This window comes from Paraburkholderia sp. BR10141 (assembly GCF_056155635.1).
The window spans coordinates 1-8348 of sequence record NZ_JBMIQH010000079.1 but is presented as its reverse complement, the minus strand read 5'-3'; the positions used below and the strand labels follow the sequence as shown (position 1 = coordinate 8348).

Here is an 8348-nt window from a genome sequence, read left to right as displayed (position 1 = left end):
GATGCCGAACTTCTCGATTTCGCGCGCGGCGAGGATCGTCATGTCGGCGAGCTGCTCGGCGCTCGGCACTTCGTTCACGTAGGTGTCGCTGATGAAGATGTTGCGGCCCGGCAGCATCAGCAGGTTCATCGCGGCGTAGTTCCCGGCTTCCTTCGCCTTGCCGAACACCTGATCGATGAACTTGAGGTGATAGTCGAAGCTGTTGAGCAGGCCGCAGACCATGCCGTCGGCGTCGCCGAGGTGCACGAGAATCGCGCCGATCAGCGTGTTGAACTTGCGCACCGAAGCCTTCGCTACTTCAGGCGTGATGCCCTGACGCGCACTGAGTTCGTGGTACGCCTGCCAGCTCTTCTGGAAGCGCGGATCGTCTTCGGGATCGACGATCTCGAAGTCGGTGCCCGGACGCAGCTTCGAGCCCATCTTCTTCAGGCGCATTTCCACGACCGACGGACGGCCCACGATGATCGGCCTGGCGATCTTCTCGTTGAGCACGAACTGCGCGGCACGCAGCACGCGCTCGTCCTCACCTTCGGCGAACACGATGCGCGCGCAGTTGGCCTTCGCCGCCGCGAACACCGGACGCATCACCATGCCCGAGCGATACACGGTCGCGCCCAGTTGCTCGCGGTAGGCTTCCATGTCCTGGATCGGGCGCGTGGCCACGCCCGAATCCATCGCGGCCTGCGCCACGGCCGGCGCGATCTTGATGATGAGGCGCGGGTCGAAAGGCTTCGGAATCAGGTATTCCGGGCCGAACTCGAGCGTGTGGCCTTCATAGGCCTTCGCCACTTCGTCGCCCTGATCGGTTTCCTCGGCGAGTTCCGCGATCGCGCGCACGCACGCGAGCTTCATCTCTTCCGTGATGGTCGTCGCGCCCACATCCAGCGCGCCACGGAAGATGAACGGGAAGCACAGCACGTTGTTGACCTGGTTCGGATAGTCCGAACGGCCCGTGGCGATGATCGCGTCCGGGCGCACCTTCTTCGCGTCTTCCGGGCGGATTTCCGGCTCCGGGTTCGCGAGTGCGAGGATCAGCGGTTTGTCGCCCATCTCCTTGACCATCTCGGGCTTGAGCACGCCTGCGCTCGAGCAGCCGAGGAACACGTCGGCGGACTTGATCGCGTCGCCGAGCGTGCGCGCTTCGGTGTTGGCGGCGTAACGCGCCTTCGACGGATCGAGATTGCCGCGGCCTTCGTAGATCACACCCTTCGAGTCGGTGACGAGGACGTTCTCTTTCTTCAGACCGAGATTCACGAGCAGGTCCAGACACGCGATCGCCGCTGCGCCCGCGCCCGAGCACACGAGCTTCACTTCATCGAGTTTCTTCTCGACCACTTTCAGGCCGTTGAGAATCGCCGCCGAAGCAATGATGGCCGTGCCGTGCTGATCGTCGTGGAAAACCGGAATCTTCATGCGCTCGCGCAGCTTCTTCTCGATGTAGAAGCACTCGGGCGCCTTGATGTCTTCGAGGTTGATGCCGCCGAGCGTGGGCTCGAGCATCGCGATGGCTTCGACGAGCTTGTCCGGGTCGGTTTCGTCGAGTTCGATGTCGAACACGTCGATGCCGGCGAACTTCTTGAAAAGGCAGCCCTTGCCTTCCATCACCGGCTTGGCCGCGAGCGGGCCGATATTGCCGAGGCCGAGCACGGCCGTGCCGTTCGTCACGACGCCGACGAGGTTCGCGCGCGAGGTGTATTTCTGCGCATCGAGCGGTTCTTCGTGAATCGCCATGCACGCGGCCGCAACGCCGGGCGAATAAGCAAGCGAAAGATCGAGCTGGTTCGAGAGCGGTTTGGTCGGTGTGACCGAGATCTTGCCTGGCCTCGGATTCTGGTGATACGCGAGCGCGCTTTGCTTCAGTTGTTCATCCATTTTCAGGCCTGCCTGGACGTGAGAGGTGAGAGACGTGAGAGAGAATCTTTTATGGTCGTAGGCCCGCCGGCCCGCACGGCACGAGCGTTCCAGCAGGGCCGAATAGTGTACACCTGGCGCCGTTCGCGTCCACGTGGGTCAAAGACTGATACCGGGAATTCGCGCGGCCGATATTGCGGGATACTTCCGCGCTTTTGTCTTACGGTTGCGCGCTGCTCATTCGAGCATGGCGCCGCGGCGTTCGGGAATCAGAAAGAGGGTGGCGAGGATGTCGAGCACGTAGATGGCGGCGAGCATGCCGAGCGCCACCGTGAAGGAATAGCGGGCGGCCAGCGCGCCCACGGCGAGCGGCCCGAAGCCGCCTACGGCGCGGCCGATGTTGAACAGCACGTTTTGCGCGGTGGCGCGTGCGGCGGTCGGATACAACTCGGAGATGAGCGCGCCATAGCCGCCGATCATGCCGTTGACGAACACGCCCATTGCTGCGCCGCCGATCAGCAGCGCGAACGGCGTGGAAAGCTGCGCATAGACGAATACCATGACCACGGCGCCCGCCTGATAGAACAGGAACGCGGGCCGGCGCCCGAACCGGTCGGCGGCGATGCCGAAAAGCCAGATGCCGAGCGCCATGCCGGCAACCGTCGCGGCGGTCCACAACCCCGACTTCGTGAGCGAATAGCCGAAAGACTTCGAAAGGTACGCGGGCAACCAGATCATGAGCCCGTAGTAGCCGAAGTTCTGCACCGAACAGAGCACGGCTACGCCGAGGCTCGCGCGCGCGGTGCGCGCATCGGCCACGAGCATGCGCAGGGCGCGGGGGCGCTCGGCCCTGGCGGCAGCGGCCATGCGCTGCGCATGTGCGATGAAAAGCTCGGGCTCCTCCACGCGCCGCCGCACCACGAACGAGACGACCGCCGGCAGCAGCCCGATGGCGAACATGCCGCGCCAGCCGATCAGCGGGAGCAGCAGCGGCGTGAGCAGCGCCGCGGCAAGCACGCCCAGCTGCCAGCCGAGCCCGACATACGACGACGCCCGCGCGCGCAGTTGCGCGGGCCATGCCTCGGCGACGAGCGCCATGCCAATGCCGAACTCGCCACCCAGCCCGATGCCCGCGATCGTGCGGTAGACGAGCAAGTCGCCGTAGCCGCGCGCCAGCGCGCACATGCCGGTGAAGACGGCGAACAGCAGAATGGTCCACGTGAGCACGCGCACGCGGCCGTAGCGGTCGCTCAACAGCCCGAACACGATACCGCCCATCACAGCGCCGACGAGCGTCCAGGTGACGAGCGCGCCCGCCTGCGCGCCGGACAGATGCAAATCGCCGCTGATCGCCGGCAGCATGAAGCCGAGCATCAGCAGATCGAAGCCGTCCATGGCGTAGCCGAGCACGGCGGCGACCAGCGCACGCAGGGCGTGGCTGCGCGTGGCGGCGGCAGGGTTGGTAGAAACGGCGGTCATGTGGGCAATCCTGAGAAACGTACGTGCACGGGGAGCGCAAACCGGCGTGAGTGTAAAGGCGTGGCCGGGCCGTCACAACCGCGACGCCAGGCGCACATAGCGCAGCGCCGCCGGCGTTCGCGCCCCACATCGCTGCCGGCGCTTGCCCGCGCGACTCGTCGGCAGTCGTCAAGTCGGGTAAAATACCGGCCTACGCGCGCAAGAGAAGCCGTCCGGACCGGGCGAGTCGCCTTGACCCCATGCAGTGAAAAAGGTCGGGCGATCCACGCCCCCGGGCCGCGCACCGCAGACGCCGAAGCCACGCTTCGCGCCCGCCGTGCCAGCGCCACCGGGCCACGCGCCCACCCTCCTCTCGCACTCATATCCAAGGATTCGCCCATGACAGGCTACGATCGCCAGACGATCTCGGACGCAACCGCGAAAATGCTGCTCGAAGTGAAGGCCGTGCACTTCAACGCCGAAAAGCCCTTCATCTTCACTTCCGGCTGGGCGAGCCCGGTCTACATCGACTGCCGCAAGCTGATCTCGTATCCGCGCGTGCGCCGCGGCCTGATGGAAATGGCCGAAGCCACGATCCTGCGCGACGTCGGCTACGAACAGATCGACGCCGTGGCCGGCGGCGAAACTGCGGGCATTCCGTTCGCGGCCTGGCTCTCCGACCGCCTGATGGTGCCCATGCAGTACGTGCGCAAGAAGCCGAAGGGTTTCGGCCGCAACGCGCAGATCGAGGGTCTGCTCACCGAAGGCCAGCGCGTGCTGCTCGTCGAAGACCTGACCACCGACAGCCGCAGCAAGATCAACTTCATCAACGCGCTGCGCACGGCCGGCGCGCAGGTGAACCACTGTTTCGTGCTGTTCCACTACAACATCTTCAAGGAAAGCGTCTCGGTCCTGAAGGACATCGACGTCGACCTGCACGCGCTCGCCACGTGGTGGGACGTGCTGCGCGTCGCCAAGGAGTCGGGCTACTTCGAAACGAAGACGCTCGACGAAGTCGAGAAATTCCTGCACGCACCGGCCGAGTGGTCGGCTGCGCACGGCGGCGCGACGTCGGCACCGCAGTAAGCGCTCGAATCGCGCTCGCACAAGCGTGAGCGCGTGGCAAAAGGGCCATCTGCCTCTGGGCAGATGGCCTTTTTTCTGGCTGGTGCAGCGGTGTAATGCGAATGTCGAGCGGGGGTCGCGCGGCAGGATCAATGCGCCGTTTCTGCCTCGCCGCCCGCTTCGGGCACATTGGGCGCGTACGAGGAGAGATTGAGCAAGCCATTGCTCTGCGCGTACTGGAACAGTTCGGAGTCTCGATCGAGTCCGAGCTTGCGCATCGCCGTGTTCTTCTGAGTACTAATAGTCTTAATACTGCGGTTCAGCTTCTCGGATATTTCTTTAATCGTCATGCCCGAAACAAAGAGTCGCACGACCTCGAGTTCTCGCTTTGAGAGAATCACTTCATCGGTTTTCCCGCCGCTGTTGATGCGCAGTTGATCGAGCGCGGTCTTGACCTGTGGGCTCATGTATTCGAGATTGCGGCTCACATGCTGCACCGCGAGGCCGATGTGGCTCAGGTCGTCGGATTTGTGCACCACCGCGAACACGCCGAGTTCACCGAGGCGTTTGAGCAACGCGGGATTTTCGAGCATCGTGAGGACGACGATGGGAACGTTAGGGAAGTTGCGCCGCAGGTAGCCGATGAGCGGCAAACCGTCGCCGTACTGGCCGCCCGGCATGGCAAGGTCGGTCACCAGCACGTCGCAGGGACCGGCTTGCAACGCCTTGACGAGTTCGGTGGACTGACGGGCGCGCCCTACGACCTTGATGCCGGGAAAGTTGAGCAGTGCATGTTCCGCACCAAACAAGATCACCGGATGATCGTCGGCGACTACGACCCTGATTGGTTGCTGCATTAGCCCTCCGTGTAGGCAAACCTGCTTGTTGCTTTGGCGCTCGGCCAGTCCACATTTCGCTTGTTGTTCCGGCGTCCGACAGCTCCACGTGCCTAAGCGGGAGAATATACGACTATAACGAAATCCTCCCGCGCACCTGGTACGCGCGCAAGCGAAAGCTCGCTCGCTTATACCGCTATATTGGATCAGAGTCGGACCATCGAACAATTCAAATGTTTCCTTCAGAAAAACGTGGCCGGAATTTCACAAACATGCAGGAGAGCTCGCTGATGCGTACTCCATATGACTTTCAGCCAGGTTGCGCGCGCCGTGCGCGCCTATGCGCGTGGCTCGCGATGGCGAGCATTGTGGCGACAGCCAATTTAGCCTATGCAGGCGAAACATTCACAGTATCGAGCGCCGATTTCAGCGACGGCGGAAAAATCGGCCCGCGCCAGGTCTTCAACGATGCGGGCTGCAATGGACCCAACGAGTCACCCAGTTTGACCTGGCGCAATGCTCCCGCAGCCACACGGAGCTTTGCCATCACGATCTTCGATCGCGACGCGCCAGGACGCGGCTGGTGGCACTGGGCCGTCGCGAATATTCCGGCGCGCGTAACGAGCCTGCCGGAGAACGCCAGCGCCACGGGCGCGTTGCGCAAGCTTGGTGCGATCGAGGCGCGCAACGATTTCAACATCGACGGCTATGGTGGACCGTGCCCGCCGCCGGGCAGTCCCCACCGCTACGTCGTCACCGTCTATGCGCTGAACGTCGAAGCGCTGCCGCTCGCACAAGGCCGCCCGGCAGCGCTGTTCGATCGCGAGATCAGTGGCTCGACGCTCGGAAGCGCACAAATCACCGTCACGTACGGCCGCTGAGCGGGGGCGGTTGCGCGCGGCGAGCGTCTGAGCGCTTACGGGTAAGCCCCGATTTTTTCCGGACGCGTTCACACGCGCGTCCGCATGACGTCTTAAAATACCGTTCCAGCATCGCCTTGGGTGATGGCGCCCCCAATCCCCGCGTTCAGAGAGACTGAGATGAGCACGAAAGTTTTTGTCGACGGACAGGAAGGCACGACCGGCCTGAAGATTTTTGAATACCTGTCGCCGCGCGCCGACGTCGAGATCCTGCGTATCGACGATGCGAAGCGCAAGGATGTCGAAGAACGCCGCCGTCTCATCAACGCTTCGGACGTGACGTTCCTGTGCCTGCCCGACGTCGCCTCGCGCGAGTCGGCCTCGCTCGTCGAAAACGATCGCACCGTGCTGATCGACGCGAGTACGGCGTTCCGCACCCAGGCCGACTGGGCCTACGGCCTGCCCGAGCTGACCAAAGCCCAACGCGACAAGGTGCGCAAATCGAAGCGCATCGCCGTGCCCGGTTGCCACGCTTCGGCGTTCATTCTCGCCATGCGTCCGCTCGTCGAAGCCGGCCTCGTTGCGCCGGATTTCGCCGCGCACAGCTACTCGCTCACCGGCTACAGCGGCGGCGGCAAGAAGATGATTGCGGAGTACGAAGCAGGCGGCAACGCGAAGCTCGCGAGCCCGCGCCCGTACGCGCTCGGCCTCACGCACAAGCATTTGCCGGAAATGGCGGTGCACGGCGGCCTGAAGTCGGCGCCGGTGTTCACGCCGATCGTCGGGCCGTTCTACAAGGGCCTCTCGGTCACCACCTATTTTTCGCCGAAGCAGCTCACGCGCGGCGCCAAGCCGCAGGACGTGCAGGCGCTGTTCGCCGAGTACTACGCAGGCGAGCCGTTCGTGCGCGTGGCGCCGTTCAACGCCGATGAGAACCTCGACGCCGGCATGTTCGACGTTCAGGCGAACAACGACACGAACCGTGTCGACCTGTTCGTGTTCGGCAACGACGAGCAATTCGTCACCGTTGCCCGCCTCGACAACCTGGGCAAGGGCGCTTCGGGCGCAGCGATCCAGTGCATGAATCTCGCAATTGGCGCGGCTGAAAATACCGGCCTGCATGCCTGAAGCAGCGGGACTCGCAGCGCAAACAAAAAACCGGCTCGCTGAGCCGGTTTTTTTTGCCCCACGCCCTCGTCTTGCGCCAAGGCAAAACCTGCAGACGAAAAAAAGCCCGCCAATGGTTGGCGGGCTGAATCCATATCAGAGGAGACATGGAGGAGACAAGAAGCAGTATATCGACTAGCGTGATGCGATGCAACATGTAAAGTAGTGCGCACCCTGAATGTTGCTTCAAAACAACACAGCCATCATTGTCCTGTCATCGACAAAATAAACATCAGCTGATCGAGCCCCACCGGCCGCACCAGATGCACGTCGAAGCCCGCCGTAAGCGCCTCGTCGCGGTGGCGCGATTCGCCCCAGCCGGCGAGCGCGATCATCAGCGGTACGCGCTCGCCGCTGATCGCGCGCAATGCTCGCACGATCGCGCCGGGCTCGTCCTGCGCGAGCGAAAGCGCCACGATCGCCACGTCGGGCGCGCCGCGCGCAGCCAGGTCGAGCGCCTCATCGAGCGTGCGTGCCACAGATACGCCGTAGCCGAGATCGGCCAGCAAGGTGCTGAGCCCGTCCAGCGACTTCTCGTCGTTATCGGCGATCAGGATGCGCGTCTCCATCCGCCGTTCTCCTACCCTGAAAATGGCCTCGCAGCCGCATCTCCCGCTGGATCCGGTGCGTGCCCTGTCGTCGTCATCGGTTCCCCGTCCCCACATCGCGGGCGGCGCCGTCAAACCGGTCGCCATCCATCGAGATGCGTCACATTGTGCTCAGCCGCACGCCGGGTCTTTGTGCGTCACCGCGCGGTCGTCTGAAGATTTTGATCGCAAACCACCCCCGGACGTTCGCCGCGCCTCATTGCGCCCTTCATTTCACGCAGACTCGTCAACCGCGGCCCGCGCGCCGCGCGGCCACCTTGCCGAGCACGGCGAAATCGGAGTCGCCGTCGCCGTGCGCCACGGCTTCGAGCAGGCTGTCGCGCAGCACGCTCGCGAGCGGCATCGGCGTTGCGGCGGCGTCGGCCGCGGCCAGCGCGAGCCGCACGTCCTTCAGGCCGAGGCGCGCCTTGAAGAGTGCGGGCTCGTAGCGCCGCTGCGCGATCATGCCGCCGTAGCCCGCATACACCGGGCCCGGGAACGGGCCGCCCGTCACGACGTCGAGG

The 8348-nt window shown here is 64.0% G+C and carries 8 protein-coding genes; 3 read left to right on the top strand and 5 right to left on the bottom strand.

The window, feature by feature from the left end:
* Both ACOJB8_RS40365 and ACOJB8_RS40360 read right to left on the bottom strand, forming a co-directional pair.
* The coding region (locus tag ACOJB8_RS40365) for an NADP-dependent malic enzyme (protein WP_475017814.1) at window positions 1-1872 on the bottom strand (1872 nt) is incomplete at its 3' end.
* 216 nt (window positions 1873-2088) lie between these two features.
* On the bottom strand, window positions 2089-3330 hold the full coding sequence (locus tag ACOJB8_RS40360) for an MFS transporter (protein ID WP_475017812.1): 1242 nt from the start codon (window positions 3328-3330) through the stop codon (window positions 2089-2091).
* 378 nt (window positions 3331-3708) lie between these two features.
* Here ACOJB8_RS40360 and ACOJB8_RS40355 point away from each other — a divergent pair, with 378 nt between their 5' ends.
* Window positions 3709-4395: an orotate phosphoribosyltransferase gene (locus ACOJB8_RS40355; protein ID WP_028203433.1), complete on the top strand. Its 687-nt coding sequence runs from the start codon at window positions 3709-3711 to the stop codon at window positions 4393-4395.
* Between the two features lie 128 nt (window positions 4396-4523).
* On the opposite strand, the gene ACOJB8_RS40350 is transcribed toward ACOJB8_RS40355, so the two are convergent.
* The gene (locus tag ACOJB8_RS40350; protein ID WP_069264237.1) at window positions 4524-5231 is read right to left on the bottom strand and encodes a response regulator; all 708 of its coding nucleotides are present in this window, start codon (window positions 5229-5231) and stop codon (window positions 4524-4526) included.
* A gap of 269 nt (window positions 5232-5500) precedes the next feature.
* On the opposite strand from ACOJB8_RS40350, the gene ACOJB8_RS40345 reads away from it, so the two are divergent.
* Both ACOJB8_RS40345 and argC read left to right on the top strand, forming a co-directional pair.
* Window positions 5501-6091 carry a YbhB/YbcL family Raf kinase inhibitor-like protein gene (locus ACOJB8_RS40345; RefSeq protein WP_475017809.1) on the top strand — a complete coding sequence of 197 codons (591 nt, stop codon included), beginning with the start codon at window positions 5501-5503 and terminating at the stop codon, window positions 6089-6091.
* Window positions 6092-6250: 159 nt separating this feature from the next.
* A complete protein-coding gene (gene argC / locus ACOJB8_RS40340) occupies window positions 6251-7198 on the top strand; it encodes an N-acetyl-gamma-glutamyl-phosphate reductase (protein WP_069264239.1) in 948 nt (315 codons plus the stop codon).
* A 242-nt stretch (window positions 7199-7440) separates the two neighbouring features.
* Here argC and ACOJB8_RS40335 read toward each other — a convergent pair whose 3' ends face one another.
* Together ACOJB8_RS40335 and ACOJB8_RS40330 are read right to left on the bottom strand one after the other, a co-directional pair.
* Window positions 7441-7806 (bottom strand): response regulator, encoded by a 366-nt coding sequence (locus tag ACOJB8_RS40335; protein WP_368618509.1) that lies wholly within the window; start codon window positions 7804-7806, stop codon window positions 7441-7443.
* Window positions 7807-8071: 265 nt separating this feature from the next.
* A partial coding sequence (locus tag ACOJB8_RS40330) for an NAD-binding protein (RefSeq protein WP_475017806.1) occupies window positions 8072-8348 on the bottom strand: 277 nt, incomplete at its 5' end.